The sequence below is a fragment of the Aerococcus sanguinicola genome, from assembly GCF_001543145.1.
GTDB lineage: Bacteria > Bacillota > Bacilli > Lactobacillales > Aerococcaceae > Aerococcus > Aerococcus sanguinicola.
In genome coordinates this window covers 428,671-452,704 of record NZ_CP014160.1, presented here as the reverse complement: position 1 = coordinate 452,704, position 24,034 = coordinate 428,671, and the positions used below count along the sequence as shown (strand labels likewise).

Annotated in this window: 6 protein-coding genes and 1 pseudogene; 6 read left to right on the top strand and 1 reads right to left on the bottom strand. The window is 47.5% G+C overall.

The window, feature by feature from the left end; genetic code table 11:
• The first annotated feature begins 160 nt into the window (after positions 1 to 160).
• Positions 161 to 3,598: a pyruvate carboxylase gene (locus AWM72_RS02075; protein ID WP_067972439.1), complete on the top strand. Its 3,438-nt coding sequence runs from the start codon at positions 161 to 163 to the stop codon at positions 3,596 to 3,598.
• A 25-nt stretch (positions 3,599 to 3,623) separates the two neighbouring features.
• Positions 3,624 to 3,935, top strand: coding sequence for a YlbG family protein (locus tag AWM72_RS02070; RefSeq protein ID WP_070486073.1), 312 nt, complete (start codon positions 3,624 to 3,626; stop codon positions 3,933 to 3,935).
• 936 nt (positions 3,936 to 4,871) lie between these two features.
• Here the strand turns inward: AWM72_RS02070 and AWM72_RS09285 are convergent.
• Positions 4,872 to 4,964, bottom strand: coding sequence for a type I toxin-antitoxin system Fst family toxin (locus AWM72_RS09285; protein WP_141737858.1), 93 nt, complete (start codon positions 4,962 to 4,964; stop codon positions 4,872 to 4,874).
• A gap of 935 nt (positions 4,965 to 5,899) precedes the next feature.
• On the opposite strand from AWM72_RS09285, the gene AWM72_RS02065 reads away from it, so the two are divergent.
• The 4 genes and pseudogenes from AWM72_RS02065 (at position 5,900) to AWM72_RS02055 (ending at position 23,530) form a co-directional block, all read left to right on the top strand.
• Positions 5,900 to 12,514, top strand: a complete 6,615-nt coding sequence (locus AWM72_RS02065; protein ID WP_067972436.1) for an Ig-like domain-containing protein — start codon at positions 5,900 to 5,902, stop codon at positions 12,512 to 12,514.
• A gap of 1,198 nt (positions 12,515 to 13,712) precedes the next feature.
• Positions 13,713 to 20,237, top strand: coding sequence for a Rib/alpha-like domain-containing protein (locus AWM72_RS09630; protein ID WP_067972433.1), 6,525 nt, complete (start codon positions 13,713 to 13,715; stop codon positions 20,235 to 20,237).
• Positions 20,238 to 20,248: 11 nt separating this feature from the next.
• Positions 20,249 to 20,398: pseudogene (locus AWM72_RS09695) on the top strand (MiiA motif-containing surface protein); the annotation flags it as partial.
• 126 nt (positions 20,399 to 20,524) lie between these two features.
• The gene (locus AWM72_RS02055; RefSeq protein WP_067972430.1) at positions 20,525 to 23,530 is read left to right on the top strand and encodes a MiiA motif-containing surface protein; all 3,006 of its coding nucleotides are present in this window, start codon (positions 20,525 to 20,527) and stop codon (positions 23,528 to 23,530) included.
• Positions 23,531 to 24,034: the final 504 nt, after the last annotated feature.

Sequence of the window (24,034 nt, the reverse complement as noted above, 5' to 3'; positions counted from 1 at the left end):
ATTGTTGGCAAACAATCGGACATAGTTTGTGAAGTGGAGGTCAGGGTTGACTTTTGGAACAGGTTTTTGACAAAAATTTGTTGTTTAAAAAGAGTTTAGCATTTTTATCCCAAGTTCATATCCAAGTAGCCACTGCATGTCATCAAAGGGGAGTGTAATTATGATTAAAAAAGTCCTAGTCGCCAACCGTGGCGAAATCGCTATCCGCGTCTTCCGGGCCTGTTTTGAATTAGGCATCGAGACGGTCGCTATCTTCGCCAAGGAAGATGAGAATTCGGTCCACCGCTTCAAGGCGGACGAGTCCTACCTGGTTGGGGAAGGTAAGAAACCTGTCAAAGCCTATCTCGACATTGAAGATATTATCCGCATCGCCAAAGACACCGGCGCCGACGCCATCCACCCTGGCTATGGCTTCCTGTCTGAGAATGTGGACTTTGCCCGCCGCTGCCAGGAAGAAGGCATTATCTTCATCGGCCCTAAAGTTGAAACCCTGGACATGTTCGGGGACAAGGTTAAGGCCAAAATTGCTGCGCGTGATGCGGGCATCCGCGAAATCCCGGGGACGCCTGGTCCGGTGGAATCCGTGGAAGAAGTCCGCGCCTTCGCTAAGGAAGCGGGCTATCCGATCATGGTTAAGGCAGCCAATGGGGGTGGCGGCCGCGGCATGCGGGTAGTTCGCTCCGATGATGAATTGGAAGAGCAATTCGAAACGGCCTCCAATGAAGCGCTCAAGGCGTTTGGCTCGGGCGTGATGTATGCGGAGAAATACATTGCCAACCCTAAACATATCGAAGTGCAAATCCTAGGCGACCAGCACGGCCATGTCATGCACCTCTGGGAACGTGACTGCTCCGTTCAACGCCGCCACCAAAAAGTCGTCGAAGTGGCTCCAACAGTGGGTCTACCCATGGAAGTCCGCCATGAGGTCTGCGACGAAGCGGTCCGCCTCATGTCCCATGTCGGCTATCAGAATGCCGGGACGGTGGAATTCTTATTAGACGGCCACGACTTCTACTTCATCGAAGTCAACCCCCGTGTCCAAGTGGAACACACCATTTCCGAAGAGATCACTGGGGTCGACATTGTCAAGGCCCAGATCCGGATTGCGGACGGCGAATCTTTTGAAGAGATTGGCCTGCCTAAGCAAGAAGACCTGCCGCTGATGGGTTATGCCATCCAGTGCCGGATCACGACCGAAGACCCCGCCAACAACTTCTTCCCAGATACGGGTAAGATCAACACCTATCGCTCACCAGGTGGTTTCGGCCTGCGTCTGGATGCGGGGAATGGCTACCAGAATGCGGAAGTGTCGCCTTACTATGACTCCATGGTGACCAAGCTGATCGCCCACGCCATGACCTTCGAAGAGACCGTGGCTAAGATGACCCGGGCCCTCCGTGAGTACCGGATCCGCGGCGTGAAGAACAATATTCCCTTCCTCTTGAATGTGGTCCGCCACGATGAATTCCAAACCGGTCAAGCGACGACCCTCTTCATCGACAACACCCCATCTCTCTTCGAATTCCCTAAAGAAAAGAACCGGGATAGAGGGAATAAGATCCTCCGCTATATCGCGGAAACGACCATCAACGGCTTCCCAGGCCTCAAACGTGGGGAGAAACCCCACTACACCAAGGCCCAAGTGCCGAATAGCTTGGAAGCGGTCGAAAGCCATGGCCCAACTGCTAAGCAGATCCTGGACAAGGACGGGGTCAAGGCGGTCCAAGACTTCGTGAAGAACAAGCAGGAACTCCTCCTGACCGACACCACCATGCGGGACGCCCACCAGTCACTGATTGCGACCCGGATGCGGACCCGCGACATGCTCAAGGCTGCCCAAGCCATGGAAGCAGCTAATCCGAACTTTTTCTCCATGGAAGTCTGGGGCGGGGCCACCTTCGACACGGCCTACCGCTTCCTGACCGAAGACCCATGGGAACGCTTAGAAAAATTCCGGGCCGCTATGCCTAATACCCTCTTGCAGATGCTCTTTAGAGGGTCCAATGCAGTGGGCTACACGGCTTATCCGGACAATGTGCTGGAAGCCTTTATCAAGCAGTCGGCCGAATCCGGCATCGACGTTTTCCGGGTCTTCGACAGCTTGAACTGGATCAAACAAATTGAAAAACCGCTCCAGTTCGTCAAGGATACGGGTAAGATCGCCGAAGCGGCCATGTGCTATACCGGCGATGTCCTCAATCCTGACCGGCAAAAATACTCCACGGACTACTATGTCAACTTCGCCAAGGACCTGGTCAGCGCGGGGGCCGATATCATCGCCATCAAGGACATGGCCGGGCTCTTGAAACCCCAAGCCGCCTATGCCCTGATATCTGAACTCAAGGCGGCAGTGGACGTGCCGATCCACCTCCACACCCACGACACGGCGGGCAACGGGATTATTACCTATGCCGAAGCTGCCCGGGCTGGGGTGGACATTGTGGACGTGGCAACTTCTGCCTTCTCCTCAACGACCAGCCAGCCAAGTATGACCACCCTCTACTATGCCCTGGAACACGACGACCGCCGTCCAGACCTCAACGTGGGCAATGCCCAGAAGATGAACCATTACTGGTCAGGCGTCCGGGCCTATTACGATGACTTCGCGTCTGGGCTCAAGGTGCCTGAAACCGAGATCTACAAGACCGAGATGCCAGGCGGCCAGTACACCAACCTTCAGCAACAAGCGATCGGGGTCGGCCTGGAAGACCGTTGGGAAGAGATCAAGGTCATGTACCACGACGTCAACATGCTCTTTGGCGACATTGTCAAAGTGACCCCATCCTCTAAGGTGGTAGGCGACATGGCCCTCTTCATGGTCCAAAACAAGCTCTCTATCGAGGACTTCTTCGAACGCGGTAAGAGCCTGGACTTCCCAGACTCCGTCATCAAGTTCTTCCAAGGCGACCTAGGCCAACCCGTGGGCGGCTTCCCTAAAGATGTCCAAGACATTATCCTCAAGGGCGCCCCTGCTACGACCGAACGTCCTGGTGACCTCTTAGACCCAGTCGACTTCGACGCCGTGCGTGAAGAATTAGGGGAAAAAGTGGATATTGAGATCACCAACCAAGACTTACTGGCTTATCTCATGTATCCAAAAGTCTTCGTCGACTACTGCAAGAAGTTGGACAACTACTCCGACCTCTCCAACATCGACACCCCAACCTTCTTCCGGGGCATGCAGCCAGGAGAAACGGTCTCTGTTGAGATCCAAAAGGGTAAGGTCTTGCGGATCAAACTGATCCAAGTCGGCGCCCCTAACCACCTCGGTGAACGGATTGTCTACTTCGACCTCAACGGCCAACGCCGGGAAATCACGGTCAAGGACACCACCATTAAGACCAGCGTGGCCCTCCGTCCAAAAGCTGACCCATCCAACCGCGGCCACATCGGCGCCACCATGCCAGGGACCATTGTGAAGGTTTCCTGCGAAAAAGGGGACAGCGTCAAGGTCGGTCAAACTATCCTGGTAACGGAAGCCATGAAGATGGAAACCACCGTGAAGTCACCGATCGACGGGGTAATCAAAGCCATCCACGTCCAAGCAGGCGACCAAGTGGACTCCAACGACCTATTGATTGAAATTGAAAAAGCCTAGATAAAGAAGCAGGGAGGTGACGCTAATGGCAGAATATGAACAACGGCAAGACCGGGCGGGACTCATTGTCTGGCTCCATTCCACCAAGCACACCCGCCCCTTACAGAAGTACGGCTATGTCTACTATATTTCCTATAAGCTCAAGTACGCCGTCGTCTACAGCCCAATCGAAACGATCGACGACACCATCCAAAAGATCCGCAAGCTGAAATTTGTCCGCGAGGTGGAAGAGTCACCGCGCCAGGAGATCAACACCCAGTTCGACCAGGTGCTTGGAGAGCTTCAGGAGCGGATGCCCAAGGATGATGGGGTACCGGAATTGAAATATCGGTTTTAAGCTAAAAAAGCTAGGTGATTTTTACCTGGCTTTTTTACTCTTAATCTAAATTGTAGTGATGAGCATCCGTTCCGTCTTGAGTTTGATCGTTGAAAAGCCATGGCACCGGCTCGAGCCAAGGTCTCTCGCCTAGCGAGACTCAAAGAGTTAGAGTGCGACAAAAGTCGGTTAGCCCTGAACCACTGGAGCAAAATCTAGAAGAGCCTTGCTAAAGGCTCGGCTAGATTTTGTGAAGTGGAGTCAGGGTTGACTTTTGGAGCAGGTTTTGGCTAGTACGGCTAGCGCCTACTATCCCTAATTCGCTTCGCTTGTCAACAATAAAGACCAGGTGATTGTGCCTGGTTTTTATTGTACCTTTTGACTTAAATGGTGCTGATGAGTATTCGCTGTTCCTTAACTTCGATTATTAAATATTTAGAGACTCAATTGGGGGGATTGTACGCGGTGGGGTACTTTCAGGAAATTGCTGGCTCCAATTTGCGTTCAAAGCTCCTATGTGCAATTTGCTACTTTCTATTTGCTTTTGAGCTTCCTGCATACAAATAGATATTTTCTATTTGCGCTCGGACTTCCCACATGCAAATAGCCACTCTTTATTTGCGTTCAGAGCTCCTGTATGCACATTGTTATTTTCTATTTGCAGAGAGAGCCGTCAAAAGCAAATTGCTAGCTTGTAAGTCCCAGATCTTCTCACAACATGCTTGGTGGCCAATTCCAAGGCTCCGCTCCTCTTCACCAAGCTGAATGCCATTAATATTAAAAAAGAGGAGCTTGATGGCTTCCTCTTTCTGCTTTATGTGTTATAATAAATGTGTGGAACGCGATGATGGCGTTCATAACTAACACAATACCCCCCGGAGTTCACGGCTCCTGGGGGTATTTTTTTCGCTCAGAGGTGGGCTAAGCGTGTGCGGTTGAGATTGGGCTAGTCGATTGTCACTTCTTGTTCAACCACCAAGAGAATAACTCAATGAGTATTCCCACAATGAGTGGTGCGACAATCAACACGATGATGGCATTAATTGACATAACTAACACCTCCCTTCGAGGGAAATAGCCCAGATAGAATTATAGCATATGAAAGCATATAACTAATAAATATGGATAAGTAATTTATCTGCATTCTGTCTTTAAGCATGCTAAAATCCTTATCATGAGCAAGATGAATTCCCTAGTTTGGCCAAGCAAAATTCCTGGGAACCATTAAAAAAGAGGAGCTTGATGGCTTCCTCTTTCTGGTTTATATGTTATAATAAATGTGTGGAACGCGATGACGGCGTTCATAACTAACACAATACCTCCGGGAGTTGGTGGCTCCTGGGGGTATTTTTTTGATTAAAGTATCGAAGAAGTATGCGCAGTTTTCTGACTTGAGCTTTGGAAATTTAATACGGTTGATATAGAATAATACTTTTAAGCATAGCTAAATGTTGTTCCACAAAAATGAAAAAATACTCATTTAAAAAAACAAAAAATATTCTTAGCAAATTATTTAGCTCCCTGATTAGTGGGTTTAAGTACAAAATATGTATCAAATTTAAATTAAATTATGCTAATAAAAATAGAAATATCGGCTTAAAAGCCTAATTATCACTCTTTTCGAAGGTGTTTATGCATTTCTGTTTATTTGATGATTAGCTATTGGCAATAAAAAACTTGTTTTTTATTGCTTTTTTTTTTTTTTTTTGTACGATAGTTTTGTCAAATGGATTACATTTGGTGAAGTGCTGTTAGAAATAATAATTAGTTTATTTACCGAAAGATCTGACAATTGAGCTAATATTCATATAGAAAGATAGATTCGAAGCTAATTTCGACCTATTTGTTTTTAATACTTTTCATAGATATTCCCTAAAAGCTCGTGACTTAGATGCTACAATTTTTTGGTAGTGACAATTATTTATTTCTAGCAAAAACTTTATTGCAAGATATTATATGCTTTGACTAAAAATAGGAGGAAAGCTATGGTTGGAAAAAATAACTACCAAGTGAAAAAGGAGAAGCAAAGTAATAAATTCTATCGCTACTCAATTAAGCGCTTAAGTGTTGGCGTAGCTTCTGTAGCTGTAGCAGCTGGACTATTATTTGCAGGGGATGCTGTCGTTGTTCAAGCAGCGGCTGCAGAAGAAACCAATGCAAGTGAAGAAGTTGCTCCGGTTGCTGGAGAAGAGACACCTGAAGAGGAAGAAGCTCCAACGAGTGAAGCAACTCCAGCTTCAAACGAAGCGCCTACACTTGAAGAAACACCTGCCGTTGAAGAAACGGCTGCTCCTGAAGCAGCTCCAGTAGCAGAGGAAGCTCCTGCAACGGAAGCAGCACCTGTAGAAGAAAATGCTTCGACAGAAACACCAGCAGCTACAAGTTCAGAATCAGTAGAAACACCAGCAAATACTGAAACATTACCCGAAAAAGAAACTGAACCAGAAAAAACTGTTTCAGAGAATACTAATAATAAGGAATCTGATTCAGAACAGGCTGCTAAGATAACGTCTTATGCAGCACCTACTGAAAATCAACCAGAAGTTGAAACTGCAGACAATAAGCCATCTGAAGAATCGAATGGCAATAAGAAAGCAGATATTTCTACGCGTTCAGTTGACTTACAAGAAGTAGAAGCGAACGCTATTTACTCACCTGGTCAAAAAGGTGATCCACAATCTTATTCCGGGACTGCCTATGTTTACCGTTACAATAAATTAAATAATCCAAGTAAGGAAACAATTGGTGGCGTCAATGTCTTCCTACAATGGGTAGACTCCGATGGTTATGTTTCTAATGTCTATAAGACAACTTCACGTCCAGATGGTACCTTTACTTTTAATTTTGAAAAACCAGAAGTTGACCAATTCGGTAACATTCACCACTTCCAATTAGCTGGTAATGGCGACTTTGCTATTCGGACCTGGGCAGAAAACCCGGATCCTGAAAAGTATAACGTCATTAAACCAGGTGACCACAAATATGGTTTCCACAAACGCTTGAACCGGGTCAATGAATCTTGGGACTTTACAGCTGGAGTTAACCGTATCGTTGATGGCCAAGTTGCCCTCCAAGAAAAAATCTTGATGAACGATTGGTTAGTTAAGCCAAAAGATCAATGGACAACTTCACCAAATGAAGATGGAATTTGGCCAAATGTTGGTAATTACGGTACCGTAAGAGGTAATGTCTGGTATGAAAATGGGGATCCAATGGGTTCAATCGCAGAAGGTTGGAAGAAGGACTCTTGGGACGTTAATGCGACAGGTACAAAAGTGGTTGCATCTTATGTTAACGATGAGATTGCGCGTCGCTTTGATGCATGGAAGGAAGCTAATCCTAATCACGGCGTTAAGGACTTAAGAAAAGCTCAAGAAACTATTATTCGTGAATATGAAGCGGAGAATGGCAAGGGATCTCATATTGCTGAAACAGTTGTTGGTACGGTAGACAGCGATGGTTACTACTATATTCCCTTTAGAGGTTTATACGGGATTAGCCCTTACAGACAAAACTCTGGCGCCAGTGTGTCACATACAATTACAGATGAAGAGTATGGGCAACTTGTTCGCGACGAAGATGTCAACCACGGTAGCTTACTACAATGGAATGGAACAATAGGCCAAAAACACCGTCACATTAATACAGACTATATGTATGTTGCTCCATTGATTGATAACTATGCAATCTGGGGCAATACATCACAGAATAATATGTTTGAAGCCCTAACCAATAACAGTACTTTACCTGTTGGAGTAAATAATCTTGTTTCAGATAATATTTCTAACGTCAATTTTGCAGCATTAGCAGCGCAACCTCTCCATGATATTAAAGTATTTGATAACCAGAACAACTTTGCTCGGCCAGGCCAAGAAGTTCAGAATGAAACAGCAGGCTTACTTCCAAACCAACAGTATAAAGTAAGATGGTTTAAAGATGGTAAACCAATCGGCGAAGCGGTTGAGCTGAATAGTAATGAAGTTGGACGCATTGGTTCAGTACCTATGACGGTTCCTGCTGACTTAGCAGTTCCTGCCAACTATTCATCTGCTGTGTTCTATGGTAATAGCAATGCTGATGACCTAGGTGAAGCATTGGCTGCTGACTCCTTTATCGCAACACCAGGCGTCAAATATCATCCAATTGAAACAAAAGCTGGCGAAGAAGCAAAAACTGATACGCCAAAATTCGTGGATAAAGATGGCCAAGAATACGAACCAAAATATCAAGGACAAAATGCGCCTAAATATGAATATGTTGAGCGCGTAGTAACGACTGACGAAAATGACCAAGTGCAAGTAGAGTATAGACCTCTTGAAACAGTCAATGTTGATGGACAAGATATTCAGGTTTCAGTTGATCCAAATACTGGTGTCGTTACTGTTCCAGCTTCTGAAACTGCTAAATTAAAACCTGGTCAGAAGATTGTCGTTCCAGTATCTGTTGCCTTTGATAATGGTTTACGTCTACCAGCAGATGCAGAAATTACCATCAAGGATGATCGTCAAGATCAAGAGAAATATCAACCAAACTACGCACCAGAAGAAGCAGAATTTGGTAAAGACTTCACCGGTCAACAACCAAACTTTAAACAAGTTGATCTGGAAGGTAAGGAGACAGATGTTGACTTCAGCAATGTTCCACTTTCCAAAGATCCAGCTAAACCAGCCTTCTCAATTACTACACCAACAAACGGTGCAACGATTAATCCAGAAACCGGTGCGATTACACTCCCTGCGGAAGAAACATCTAAGGTTCCGGGACAAACGATTGAAGTACCAGTTACTGTTACCTATGAAGACGGCACTACTGATCAAGTGACAGCACAAGTGAATGTCACAGCACCTGATGTGATTGATCGTAGTGAAGATCCAAATACCCCTGTTCCTCAAGGCTATCATAAGGTAGACTTCAAGGCAGGCGAAGGTGTTGCTTCACTTTCTGAGAACAAGGTTTACCATGTGAAAGATGGTGCAGCTTTAACAGCAGCTCATTACCCAACAGCCCAACCTGCTGAAGGTTATGAGAATCCAACTTGGGATGTTCAACCAGGTACAGCTATTAAGGCAGACCAAACGATTACCGCTACAGCAACTAAGACTGTCGTACCTGACACCACCGCACCAACCATCACCGTTGCCGCCAAGGATATCCAAGCGACGGAAGGGAAGCCAATCACCCCTGTTTCTGTAGAGACCGATGATCCAGAAGCGACCGTGACGGTTGACGGCCTACCTGAAGGCTTGACTTACAATCCTGAGACCAAGCAGATCGAAGGGACGGTTCCAGCGGGTACAGTTCAATGGGCGGATGACCAAGATGAGTCCCGCGAATTCCCAGCGACCGTGAAGGCGGTAGATCCTGCCGGCAATCAAGCGACTGAGCCAATTAATGTGACGGTTCTTCGCGACACAGACGGCGACGGCCAAGCGGACCAAACTGATCAAGATGACGACAACGACGGCATTCCAGACACCGACGATGACGCGTCGAAGGTATGGGACGGCCTCGATGCTCAAACTACTGATACTACCGCAACCAACGGCCAAGAAGTGCCTGCCAATACCAAGGTGGTCACTCCAAACAAACCTGGCGCTAAGGTGAACACGCCAGCTCCAGTCGACGGCCTGTCAGTTGACGAGAACGGCAACCTGGTCGGCACACCGAGCGTGGACTTCCAACCGGGCGAAAGAGAAAAAGTCGTTGAAATCCCTGTTGAAATCACATCAACTGGCACCGGCCAAAAGGATAGCCAAGGTCAACCAACTGACGAAGCCATTCAACGGACCGTTAAAGTGACTGTGACGAATCCAAATTCGGCTGAAACACCAGCGGAATCTAGCGTCGAAGTGACGCCTAAATCACAAAACGCCCTGGAAGGTAAGGACATTACCCCAGTAACCCCTCAAGCGGACAATGTCCCAGAAGGTGGCAGCGTCAAAGTGACTATCGATGGCCAAGACACTTATCCAGGTCTGACTGTGGACCCAGAAACTGGCCAAGTAACCGGCCAACCTCAAATCACTGACTGGGCTCCTGAAGAAGAAACCCGGACCATTACGGTAACCGCTGAAGTCCAAGACAAGGATGGCCAACCAGTCCGTGATGCAGACGGCAACCCAGTCAAGGCTGACTCAACTATCACTGTTTCCCGCGACACCGACAAGGACGGCCAACCTGATAAGGATTCCGGCATGCCTGAAGATCCAAACAATCCAACTGTCCCAGGCATCGACCAAGGCGACAAGGACGATGACAATGACGGTTGGACTGACCAGGACGAAAAAGACCGCGGTACCGATCCGAAAGACCAAAACGACTTCCCCCAAGTGACCGAACCAGGCGCAGAAAACGAACCAGGCAAGGACACCACCACGGTAACTGGCAAGACTACGCCAAACACCGATGTGGAAGTCAAGGACAAGGACGGCAAGACTATCGGTACCGGCACCTCCGACGAAAACGGTAAGGTGACTATCGATGTGCCTAAGCAAAAACCTGGCGACAAGGTAACCATCACTCCAGGTAAGAAGGACGACCAAGGCAACTTTACACCAGTCAAGGATGACCAAGGTAATCCTCGTGGTGGCGCTGAAACCGTGGTTAAGGAAACCCCACAGATTACCAATCCAGGGGCTAAGAACGAACCTGGTTCAGATAAGACAACTGTGACTGGTAAGACCACCGTTCCTAATTCTAAGGTTGAAGTGAAGGATAAGGACGGCAATACCATCGGCACCGGCACTTCTGATGAAAACGGCGACTTTACTATTGAAGTGCCACGTCAAGAAGGCGGCGACACGGTTTCTGTGATCCCATCTAAGGACTACACCAACCCAGATGGCTCAACAGAAACCCGGACCGGCGACCCTGTGGAAACGACGGTTACTGAAGATGCGCCAGTCGTTGTCGGCGTCGAAGTCACACCTAAATCACAAAACGCTCTGGAAGGTAAGGACATTACCCCAGTGACCCCTCAAGCGGACAATGTCCCAGAAGGCGGCAGCGTCAAAGTGACTATCGATGGCCAAGACACTTATCCAGGTCTGACTGTGGACCCAGAAACTGGCCAAGTAACCGGCCAACCTCAAATCACTGACTGGGCTCCTGAAGAAGAAACCCGGACCATTACGGTTGAAGTTTCTGTCCTAGATCAAGACGGCAAGCCTGTCAACGATGCAGACGGCAACCCAGTGACGGCTGAATCAACCATCACCGTTTACCGCGATACCGACAAGGACGGCCAACCTGACAAGGATTCCGGCATGCCTCAAGATCCAAACAATCCAAATGTCCCTGGCATCGACCAAGGCGACAAGGACGATGACAATGACGGTTGGACTGACCAGGACGAAAAAGACCGCGGTACCGATCCGAAAGACCAAAACGACTTCCCTCAAGTGACCGAACCTGGCGCTGAAAACGAACCAGGTAAGGATACCACGACTGTGACTGGCAAGACTACGCCAAACACCGATGTGGAAGTCAAGGATAAGGACGGTAATACCATCGGCACAGGTACTTCCGATGACAAGGGTAATGTTAAGATCGATGTGCCTAAACAAAATCCTGGCGACAAGGTAACCATCATCCCTGGTAAGAAGGACGACCAAGGCAACTTTAAGCCAGGTAACCCAGATGGTAATGGCGAAACCGTGGTTAAGGAAACCCCACAAATCACCAACCCAGGGGCTAAGAACGAGCCAGGTTCAGATAAGACAACTGTGACTGGTAAGACTACCGTTCCGAATACGACCATTGAAGTCAAAGACAAGGACGGCAATACCATCGGCACCGGCACCTCTGATGAAAACGGCGACTTCACTATTGAAGTTCCTCGTCAAGGAACCGGCGACAAGATTTCGATCATTCCATCTAAGGATTACACCAATCCAGACGGCTCAACAGAAACCCGGACCGGCGACCCTGTCGAAACTACCGTTACTGGCCACACCCCAGCAACCAAGCAAGACAAGGACATCTACGAGCCTGAATACAAACCAGGTTCCGGTCAACCCGGCACCAAGGTGGAAGTCGGCGAACCAATTTTCAAAGACGAAGACGGCAAAGTGGTGAACCCACCAGCAGGTACCAGCTTCCAACCAGGCGCTGGCGAAACCGGCATCAGCGTTGACCCTGAAACGGGCGCTGTAATCGTCGACGTTCCAGCTGACGCTAAACCAGGCGACACAATCGAAAAATCTGTCGTAGTGACCTACCCAGATGGCTCAAGCGAAACTGTCACTGTGACCATCACGGTAGAAGGCAAGGGTGGCTCGGGAGTGACCCCAGCCCCAACGCCTAAACCTGAGCCTGAAGAGCCAGAAGTCAAACCTGAAGACAAAGACGAAACGCCTGCCCAAGACCCAGCGGACGACGTAACAGTCGACCCTGTCAAGGACAGCGGCAAAGTCAGCCAAGGCGACGTGGTAGTTAACGCACCCGCCAAGGACCAAGGCCAAGCCAAGAAAGCCCCAGCCAAAGTCCAAGGCAAACTCCCACAAACAGGCGCCATCGCAGGCCTCACCAGCGGCCTCTCACTCGCCCTCATCGGCGTCGGCAGCCTCCTCGCCCTCGGCAAAAAGAAAAAAGAAGACTAATCAGTTGTGATTGCTGACTAGCCTTTAGATAGAGCACCTCGCACGGAGCGGGGTGCTTTTTTGTTTTGATAGGGTTGAGGGGAGGCGCGGGCCTCCCTTCCTTGTATATTAAGAAGACCAAGACGGCCGCGGCCGTCTTATACCTTATTGTTGAGGCTCCGATAGCTTGAGGACTTCTGGTGCGGACAAGCGAAATGGTGTTTTGTCCGTATCATGTGGCGAAGCGGACAAGAGTAGAGGTGTTTTGTCCGTATCTAGTGGCGAAGCGGACAAGAGTAGAGGTGTTTTGTCCGTATCTAGTGGCGAAGCGGACAAGAGTAGAGGTGTTTTGTCCGTATCTAGTGGCGAAGCGGACAAGAGTAGAGGTGTTTTGTCCGTATCTTGTGTCGAAGCGGACATAAGGGTAGGGGATCTGTCGGTAAGTCGGAGGGAAAGCGACATAAGGGTGGAGGATTTGTCGGTAAGTCGGAGGGATACCGACATAAGCACGGAGATCTGTCGCTTTCTCAGCTGAAATAGTGAGAATTCGATTTTTTTAACTTGTAAAATGCTAAAAGTTAGGGAAAAAGGCAGTTACGGCTTGAGAAACTGCATTATCACGAGAGAAGATGCAGTATCACGTCTAGAAACTGCATTAACGCAGGAGAAGATGCAGTATCACGCTTAGAAACTGCATTAACGCAGGAGAAGATGCAGTTTCCCCTGGCACACCGGCATTAAGGCAAGCGATAATGCCGAATTGGACCTTGTGCTAGTGAGCTCAGCTAGTGCTAATTGAGCTTAGGAAGAGGAGGAAAGTTCAATCGGATTTTTGCTTATTATAGCTTCCAGTGATAATAAAACACAATAATGTTCAATTGTTGAATAGAGGGCTCCAGTGATGGAAAGCGAAACCCTTGATAGACAAGGCTTATTGATCAATGCTGATTCAAATATTGAATCAGGAGGACAGTAAATGACACTAAAAAATACAATAGTGTTCATAATAGGGACAAAAACTGGTCTTATATTAATTTATCGTAAAAGCCAATTTTTGAAACCGATACGAAAGCCTATAGAATCAATCTTTGGTCCAAGTATCAAGAAATGGATTTCATGAAATAAGTTTATGTTATTTTTATTCATTTATTAAGCGCTATATAATCCATTTAACAATATTTCATTATTGCATTGTGTTTAATTTATAAGGAGGAGACTTATGGTAGGTAAAAATAACTATCAGGTCAAAAAGGAAAAGCAGGCAGACAAGTTCTACCGCTATTCCATCAAACGACTAAGCGTCGGGGTGGCCTCGGTTGCGGTTGCAGCCGGTTTGTTGTTTACCAGTGATGCTGCCGTGGTGGAAGTTGCCGCTGCAGAAACCGGTAACCCAAGCGCCCTGGCAGTCCCAAATGAAGAGGATGAAGAAGAAAAAGCCCGTCGCGCCGCTGCAGCAGCCGCAGCCCTCGAAGCTGAAAAAGCTGCTGCTCCAGTTGAAACACCAGCTGAAGCACCCGTAGCTGAACCCGCTGCAGAGCCAGTTGCTGAAAAATCTGAAGCTGAAAAACCAGCCGAAGAAAAACCAGCAGCCCCTGAAAAGGTTGAAGCGGACAAGAAGGCTGAGGAAAAACCACAAGCCGACAAGAAAGCTGAAGAAGCGCCAAAAGCTGAAAAGGCTGAAAAAGAAGCTAAGGCTGAAAAGAAAGCTGAAGAAAAAGCTAAAGATGATAAGAAATCTGAAGCTCGTGCAGGCTACTATGCTGCAGACAAAGACGACAAAGCTGGCGAATTGAAATTCTTCGCTGCTGAAGAGAAAAAAGCTAAAGATACCAATGAACCAGCTCCAACTGCTGATTTAACATTTAGTCTAAAAGCTGGCACTATTGAAGATAAGAAGCCAGAAGAAGCTGTTTCTAACAAGGCCTCTTTACCTAATGGCACCAAGTATGAATGGGTGAAGAAACCTCAAAAAGGTGACAAGGAAGCCCATGTCAAAGTTACTTACCCTGATAAGAGCTATGACATCTTAACCTTGCCAATCAACACCCCAGACAATGTCCCAGCAGAAGCTGCTAACGGTACAGAGTTGATTACAGGTGGCGGAACTAGTGAAGCGGACGCCATTGACGCTACTGGCCAAAATCCAAATGCTACCCAAATTTATCGTGGCCAAGCCTGGATTGAAAATGAGCCTGCATTTGGTGATAAAGATAAGGGCGATGTACCCGCAGCTGGCCAAAAAGTTTACCTCCAATGGAAGGATGGGAAGGGCATTGTTTCTCCTATCTTCTATACAGTAGTTAAACCAGATGGATCCTTTATCTTCGACCTATCTCGTCCAGTTATCTTAGCCGATGGTTCGGTGACCCAGTATAAATTAGCTGGCGACGCGGCTTTTGGTGTAAGAACTTGGGCGTCACCCATGGAAGGTTATTCTGTAGTTAAGTCCGGGGATATGTACGGGGCACGTTTCCAAACACGTACGGACCGGACCCAAGAAAACTGGGACTTTACAGCAGGTATTAACCGAATTGTTAACGGAGTTATCCAATATCAAAGAAAGCCGAATATTGAAGGCTGGTTGGCTAAACCTGAAGACCAATGGGTAAGAGCTAATACGCCTGAAGGTTACTGGCCAGATAACGGTAATTACGGGGTAATGCGCGGTAAGGTTTGGTATGAAGTTAACGAAACAAATGGTGGGGTAACCAATGAATACCTTGGCCAACCTGGTAACGGGGATATTTGGGCTACTGGTATGGAAGTGGTTGGCTCTTATGTCAACGACCATGTTGCCCGCCAATTCGATGCTTGGAAGACAGCCAACAAAGGCTATACCCATGATCAATTCAAGGTAGCCCAACAACAAATCATTGCTGAATACGAACAACAATACGGCAAGGGCTCAGCCATCGCTGAAACAGTTGTCGGTAAGGTTGATAAAGACGGTAACTTCCGCATTCCATTCAGAGGACTTTACGGGGTTTCTAGAAATCGTCAAAATCCGATAGCACAAACTTCGAATATTATTACAGATGAAGAATATGGAAAAGTAGTCAAGGACGAAGATGTCACCCATGATAATTCACGTCCATGGGATGGTATCGTAAACTTGAAAGCACGTCACATCAATTACGACTACTCTTACGTTTACCCATTATCCGGTAACCGCGACACTTGGATGAAGATGTATGAAGATAATATGTTCCAAACATCCTACTCTATCGGGGGTCAGCTAAACGCCGGTACTGATATCAGTGGTATCCAATTTGCCCTCTTGGCTGCCCAACCAGTCCATGATGTGACAAACTACGACACCAATGCGAAATTTGCGCGTCCTGGTGATACGGCTCAATCATCTACTAAGGGCCTCCACCCAAGCCAACCTTACAAACAAAGATGGTTTAGAAATGGTAAGCCAGTCGGCGAAGTGACTGAATTCACCACAGATGAGAAGGGTGAATACGGTTCAATTCCAATCACTGTGCCTAATGATCTAGAAGATGATGTCATCTATACTTCAGGCATTTTTGCTTCAACCAACAAAGCCAATAACTTGACTGACGCGCTTTATGCGGACTCCTTCATGGCACGTCCACCAGTTAAGAAGGTTAACAAGGACGACGAAGTGAAGAGAGGTTATGTTCGTGTCAGCTTCTTACCAGGCAATGGCGGTAAATTCGACGGCAACAACCAAGAAGTTTACTATGACATCATGGAAGGCAAGACCATTCAAGAAGCCATTGCAGACTCTAAGGGATCTGCTGCGCCATTAGTCATTCCAAATGTGACGCCAAACGATCCAGCTAAACCATTCAAGGGTTGGAAGGAAAACTCCAACAACGGAAACACCAAGGTTTATGCTAAAGACTTAGCAGACTACACCACACCGCTTGAAGCCGGTAAACCTGTAACTTTCGTTGCTGAATACGACAAGGTTGAAGAAAAAGATGACTACGCGCCAGTTTACAACCCAGTCCAAGCCGAGGTCGGTAAAGAAGCGACGTCAACACTTAAATTCGTCGACAAGGCTGGCCAAGATACCGCCAAACCTGCCGGCGCTAAGTTTGCTCTAGGTGAAAACGCTCCAGAGGGTTCAACAGTAGATCCTGACACAGGGGTTGTAAAATACACACCTAAGGCAGCTGACGCAGCGACAACAGTTGACGTCCCAGTGGTTGTAACTTACAAGGATGGCTCAAAGGATAATACCAATGCGCCAATCCATGTGGCTGAACAAGACAAGATCAAGGACGCCACTGATCCAAACTCTCCTGTTCCAGAAGGCTATGTGCGTCTGAAATTCAATGCGGACACCAAGGACGGTTCAGTAACGGGTAAATTTGCGGACAATTCTAAGGTGAAAGCCTTCGACGTTCTCAAGGGTACCAAATTCAACGATCCAGCTATCCAAGAAAAGTTTGATGCGGTTGTACCTACTAACCCAGTTGCGGACAATCCAGCTAAGAAATGGTCAGCATGGGAACCTATCTTTGACAATGAATTAGTCAAGGATACCCCAATTGAAGAAGGCTTGACAGGCGACACCCGCGAATACCACTCTGTTTACGAAGATAAACGCTTCAACGAAGACAATGTTGGTATCGCTAAGGTTGAAATCGTTAAAGACCCAACTAAGAAGGCCTACACCGAAGGCAAAGAAGGCGACAACAAGCTTGACCCAGCCGGCACCCAGGTGAAATTAACCGATGCCAATGGCGTGGAAAAAGTTGTTGAACCAAAAGACTTCGGCAAGTACGGCATTAAAGTTGGCCTCAAAGATGTGCCAAACTACACCCCAGATACCCCTCTAACCAAGAAAGACCATGACGGTAAGAAGGTTGAAGTCACTGTTCCAGGTAAGACTGGCGAACTCAAGGCAGAATCTAAGGCCCCAATCACGGTTAAACAACAGGATAAGGATGCTTTAGAACCAAGCTATGAACCAACTGAAGCCAATGTTGGTCAAGCTGCCAAATCGAAAGCCCCAAGCTTCAAGGACAGCGCTAATCAACCAGCTGATAAACCAGCTGACGCAACTTTCGCTTTAGGTGAAGGTGCTCCTAAGGGCGCTAAGGTTGATCCTAAGACAGGAGAAGTTAGCTATACACCTCAAGCCGCTGACGAAGGCAAGGCTGTCAAAGTTCCAGTTGTAGTCACTTACGGCGACAAGACAACGGATCAAACAGAAGCAAGCTTCAACGTGGCCCAACGTCCTGACGTGATCGAAGCGACTGATCCAAACGAAGAAGTTCCACAAGGCTATCACAAGGTAACCCTCAAAGCTGGCGAAGGCACCCAAGTTCCAGAAAAAGTCCTCCACGTCAGAGATGGCAAGGGCATTCCAGCAGACAAATACCCAGCAGCCACCATCGACCCAGCCAAGGCTAATGACTACAAAGAGCCAATCACATGGTCCGTCGCACCTAACACAGCAATTACTAAAGACGAAGTGATTGTAGCTAACGCCACTAAGAAGACCGACGCAGAAAAGAACGATCCACAAGCTAAGGACCAAACTGTCAAGGTTGGCCAAACACCTAAGGCCGAAGATTCCATTGCGAACTTAACTGACCTACCTAAGGGCACTAAAGTTGCTTACAAAGAACCAGTTAATACGTCAACACCTGGTGACAAGAAAGCTACTGTTGTTGTGACTTACCCAGACGGTACTACGGATGAAGTTCCTGCTACTGTTAAAGTCAAAGACTTAACTGATGCAGAAAAGAACGATCCACAAGCTAAGGATCAAACTGTTAAAGTTGGCGAAACACCTAAGGCCGAAGATTCCATTGCGAACTTGAAAGACCTTCCACAAGGTACTAAAGTTGCCTTCAAGGAACCAGTCGATACTAAGACCCCAGGTGAAAAACAAGCAACAGTTGTCGTAACCTACCCAGACGGTACTACGGATGAAGTTCCTGCCAAAGTTCAAGTCAAAGACTTAACCGACGCAGAAAAGAACGACCCACAAGCTAAGGACCAAACTGTTAAAGTTGGCCAAACACCTAAGGCCGAAGATTCCATTGCGAACTTGAAAGATCTTCCACAAGGTACTAAAGTTGCATACAAAGAACCAGTTAATACATCAACACCTGGTGACCAAAAAGCAACCGTTGTTGTCACCTACCCAGACGGATCAACAGATGAAGTTCCTGTAACTGTTAAAGTCAAAGACTTAACCGACGCAGAAAAGAACGATCCACAAGCTAAGGACCAAACTGTTAAAGTTGGCCAAACACCTAAGGCTGAAGATTCTATTGCGAACTTGAAAGATCTTCCACAAGGTACTAAAGTTGCATACAAAGAACCAGTTAATACATCAACACCTGGTGACCAAAAAGCAACCGTTGTTGTCACCTACCCAGACGGATCAACAGATGAAGTTCCTGTAACTGTTAAGGTCAAAGACTTGACTGACGCAGAAAAGAACGAACCACAAGCTAAGGACCAAACTGTTAAGGTTGGCGAAACACCTAAGGCCGAAGATTCTATTGCGAACCTGAAAGACCTTCCACAAGGTACTAAAGTTGCCTTCAAGGAACCAGTCGATACTAAGACTTCAGGTGACAAACCAGCTACTGTTGTGGTAACTTACCCAGACGGATCTACAGATGAAGTTCCTGTAACTGTTAAGGTCAATGACTTAACTGATGCAGAAAAGAACGATCCACAAGGCCAAGATATCAACACTAAAGTTGGTGAAACACCAAACGCTAAAGATGGTATCAAGGATGCTGACAAGTTACCTCAAGGCACCAAGTTCGACTTCAAGGAACCAGTCGACACCAAGACACCAGGTGACAAACCAGCTACTGTTGTGGTAACTTACCCAGACGGTACTAAGGATGAAGTTCCTGTAACTGTTAAAGTCAATGACTTAACCGACGCAGAAAAGAACAACCCACAAGGTCAAGATATCAACACTAAAGTTGGTGGAACACCAAACGCCAAAGATGGTATCAAGGATGCCGACAAGTTACCTCAAGGCACCAAGTTCGAATTTGAAACACCTGTTGATACTAAGACTCCTGGTGACAAGCCAGCTAAGGTTGTCGTGACTTACCCAGATGGGACTAAGGATGAAGTCCCAGTAACTGTTAAAGTTTCTGAGAACCCAACCCAAGCTGAAACAACTAATCCAACTGTCCCAGCTAAGACTGAAGTTGAAAACAAAGATAGCTTAACCCCAGAAGAAAAAGACAAGGTTAAGAAAGCTGTCGAGGATGCTAATAAGGATAAATTCCCTGCGCCTAAGGACGGCCAAAACCCAACAGCTGTAACAGTTGATGACAAGGGTAATGCAACCATCACTTACCCAGACGGTTCTAAGGACACCATCCCAGGTACGGACTTAGTTGTTGAAAGACCTAAGACCACTGTTGAAGGTACACCTAAGCCAGTCAAAGCAACGGATGAGCCTCAAGACACCGGCCTTGTTGTGAAGAACCAAGACGACAAGACTCCAACTAAGGTGACTGCTAAGGACGAAGACGGCAATGATGTTCCTGTAACTGTTGACCCAGAAACTGGTAAAGTTTCCGTAACCCCTGGTACTAAGGTTGACGGTCCAATCACTGTAACAGTTGAAGATAAAGACTTGCCAGAAGGTAAACAAACATTCGAAGTCCCAGTTGAAGGTCACGAAAAGGTCGCGATGACAACAATTCAGGTAAGACCCAAGCAGATCTTACTGATCCAACCGTCCCAGCTAAGACTGAAGTTGAAAACAAAGATAGCTTAACTCCAGAAGAAAAAGACAAGGTTAAGAAAGCTATTGAGGATGCCAACAAGGACAAGTTCCCAGCAGCCAAGGAAGGTCAAAAACCAACAGCTGTAACAGTTGATGACAAGGGTAACGCAACTATTACCTACCCAGATGGTTCTAAAGACACCATCCCAGGTACGGACCTAGTCGTTGAACGGCCTAAGACCACGGTTGAAGGTACGCCTAAGCCAGTTAAGCCAACCAAGGATCCTCAAGACACCGGACTTGTTGTTAAGAACCAAGATGACAAGACCCCAACTAAGGTGACTGCCAAGGACGAAGATGGCAACGATGTTCCTGTAACTGTTGACCCAGAAACAGGTAAAGTTTCCGTAACACCTGGTACTAAGGTAGACGGCCCAATCACTGTAACTGTTGAAGACAAAGACTTACCAAACGGTAAACAAACATTCGAAGTCCCAGTCGAAGGCCACGAAAAAGGTCGCGATGACAACAACTCAGGTAAGACCCAAGCAGACTTAACTGACCCAACTAAGCCAGCTAAGACTGAAGTCGAAGACAAGACCAACTTAACTCCTGAAGAAAAAGCTAAGGTTAAGAAAGCTGTCGAAGATGCCAACAAGGATAAATTCCCTGCTCCTGCAGAAGGTCAAAACCCAACAACTGTTGAAGTTGGCCCAGACGGTACAGCTACAATTATCTACCCAGACGGTTCTAAGGACACCATCCCAGGCACAGACTTAGTTGTTGAAAGACCTAAGACAACGGTTGAAGGTACGCCTAAGACTGTTAAGCCAACTAACGATCCTCAAGACACCGGACTTGTTGTGAAGAACAAAGACGACAAGACCCCAACTAAGGTGACTGCTAAGGATGAAGACGGCCAAGATGTTCCTGTAACTGTTGACCCAGAAACAGGCAAGGTTTCCGTAACACCTGGTACTAAGGTTGATGGGCCAATCACCGTGACTGTTGAAGACAAAGACTTACCAGAAGGTAAACAAACATTCGAAGTTCCAGTCGAAGGTCACGAAAAAGGTAACGACGATAACAACTCAGGTAAGACCCAAGCAGATCTTACTGACCCAACTGTCCCAGCTGAGAAAACTCCAGTTGCTGATAAGAATAACTTAACAGATGACGAAAAGAACACTGTTAAGAAGGCTATCGAAGACGCTAACAAGGATAAATTCCCAGCGCCTAAGGAAGGTCAATCAGCAACTAAGGTTGAAATTGGCAAGGACGGTACTGCTACGATCACCTACCCAGACGGTTCGAAAGACACCATCCCAGGTACTGACTTAGTTCGTGAAAAGACCAATGTTGATGACTCAGCGGTTAAACCTGTTAAGCCAACCGGCGATAAACAAGGCACCGGCATTAAAGTCAACAACAAGGACAAAGACACTACTGTCTCTGCTAAGGATGAAGATGGCAAGGATGTTCCTGTCGTTATCAACCCTGAAACCGGCGAAGTGGAAGTCACTCCAGGTACCAATGTTGACGGCCCAATCGTGGTAACTGTTAACGATCCAGACCTCCCAGGCGGTAAGAAAGAAGTGACTGTTCCAGTCGAAGGTCATGAAGCAGGCCGCGATGACAACGGTTCAGACAAGACTCAAGCAGATCTTACTGACCCAACTGTCCCAGCTGAAAAGACTCCAGTCGCTGACAAGAACAACTTAACTGACGACGAAAAAGCTCAAGTTAAGAAGGCTATCGAAGACGCCAACAAGGATAAATTCCCAGCAGCTAAGGAAGGCCAAAACCCAACCAAGGTTGAAATCGGCAAGGACGGCACAGCTACCATCACTTACCCAGATGGCTCTAAAGACACCATCCCAGGTACTGACTTAGTTCGTGAAAAGACCAATGTTGATGACTCAGCCGTTAAGGAAGTTAACCCAACTGACGAAAAACAAGGCACTGGCATCAAGGTTAACAACGCGGGTAAGGAAACCAAGGTGACTGCCAAGGATGAAGACGGCAAAGACGTTTCTGTAGTCATCAACCCTGAAACCGGCGAAGTTGAAGTCACTCCAGGTAAGGATGTTGACGGTCCTATCACCGTTACCGTAACGGACCCAGACCTCCCAGGCGGCAAGCAAGAAGTGACCGTTCCTGTTAAGGGCCACGAAGCAGGTCGCGATGACAACGGGTCTGACCAATCGGCTAAGCCTACCATCGAAGCCATCCATGAAGGCGACGAAATCGTGGAAGGTAACGGCGTGCCAGATGCTAAGATTGTGGTGAAAGACAAGGACGGCAATGTCATTGGCGAAACCACAGTTGACGGTATCGGTAACTGGTCTGTCAAAGTTCCTGCCAACAAACTTTTCGCTGGGGACAAGGTGACGGTTGAACAAACTGAAGAAGGTAAGAAACCTGCCGTTGAAACCGCAACCGTTCAAAAGGCAACGGGCGAAACAACGCGCAAGGGTGACCCAGCTGTCGCTTACCCAATCGAATCCCACCCAGTTGTTAAGCATGTCGGCGAAAGCTTGACCGCAGACGACATCACCAAGGCCATCGTCGTAGTCGGCGTTCCTGAAGGCTCTTACAAGGTAACCATCAATGAAGGTCAAAGCCTCCCATCTACGGATAAAGTGGGCGACACCATCATCGATGTGACTGTCACCCTACCAGACGGCACCACTGAAGCTGCCCAAGTATGGGTGATCGTGAAAGCTAAAGGCGGCGCAGCTCCTGACTACAAGAAGCCAACCACGGTGGATGATTCACAAGTCAAGGAAGTCAACCCAACTAACGACCAACAAGGTACTGGCATCAAGGTGAATAACCCTGATAAGGACACTAAAGTCACCGCTAAGGATGAAGACGGCAAGGACATTCCTGTTGTCATCAACCCAACAACCGGTGAAGTTGAAGTGACACCAGGTACCGACGTTGACGGCCCAATCACTGTGACCATCACCGACCCAGAATTACCAGGCGGTAAGAAGGAAGTCGTGGTTCCAGTCAAAGGCCACGCCGCTGGACGCGATGACAATGGTTCTGATAAAGTTGTCGCACCAAGCAACACTGTCAAACCAGCTCAACCAGCCACTCCAGTTGCCAAACCAGCCGCTCCTCAAAAAGCAGCTCAAGGCACTGTCAAAGTGGACCAAAAAGCACCAAGCGCTCTTCCAAAAGCTAGCCAAGCAGGCCAAGGCCATGCCAAAGCAGCCAAAACGAAGACCAAACTCCCACAAACCGGAGCCCTAGTCGGCCTAACGAGCGGCCTCGCCCTCGCATTAGTCGGCGCTGGTAGCTTACTGGCACTCGGCAAAGGCAAAAAGAAAGACTAAGCTCTCTCTTGACCGCCAAAGCTGAATAAGAAGAAGCCCTCGCACGAGAATGTGCGGGGGCTTTTTGTGTGGGCGGGTATAATATGTAAGGAAGTGGAATTTTTGTGGAGGAGCTGGTCTGTGAGGGGCGAGTTATTGACATGAGGCGTGCGATATGTCGGTATCTTGGTGACTTAGCGACACAAGGGATAGGGATCTGTCGGTATCATGGTGACATAGCGACATAAGGAAAAGGATATGTCGTTAAGTCAGCTGGAAAGTGACATAAGCTGGCTTCTTATGTCGGTAACTGGCAAAGAAGCTGCCAGTTCTCAAAGGAAGAGGCAGTAAGTCGGAAAGAAACTGCCAGTTCTCAAGGGAAGAGGCAGTAAGTCGGCAAGAAACTGCCAGTTTTTAAGAGAAGAGGCAGTAAGTCAGCAAGAAGCTGCCAGTTCTTAAGAGAAGAGGCAGTAAGTCGGCAAGAAACTGCCAATTCTTAAGAGAAGAGGCAGTAAGTCGGCTATA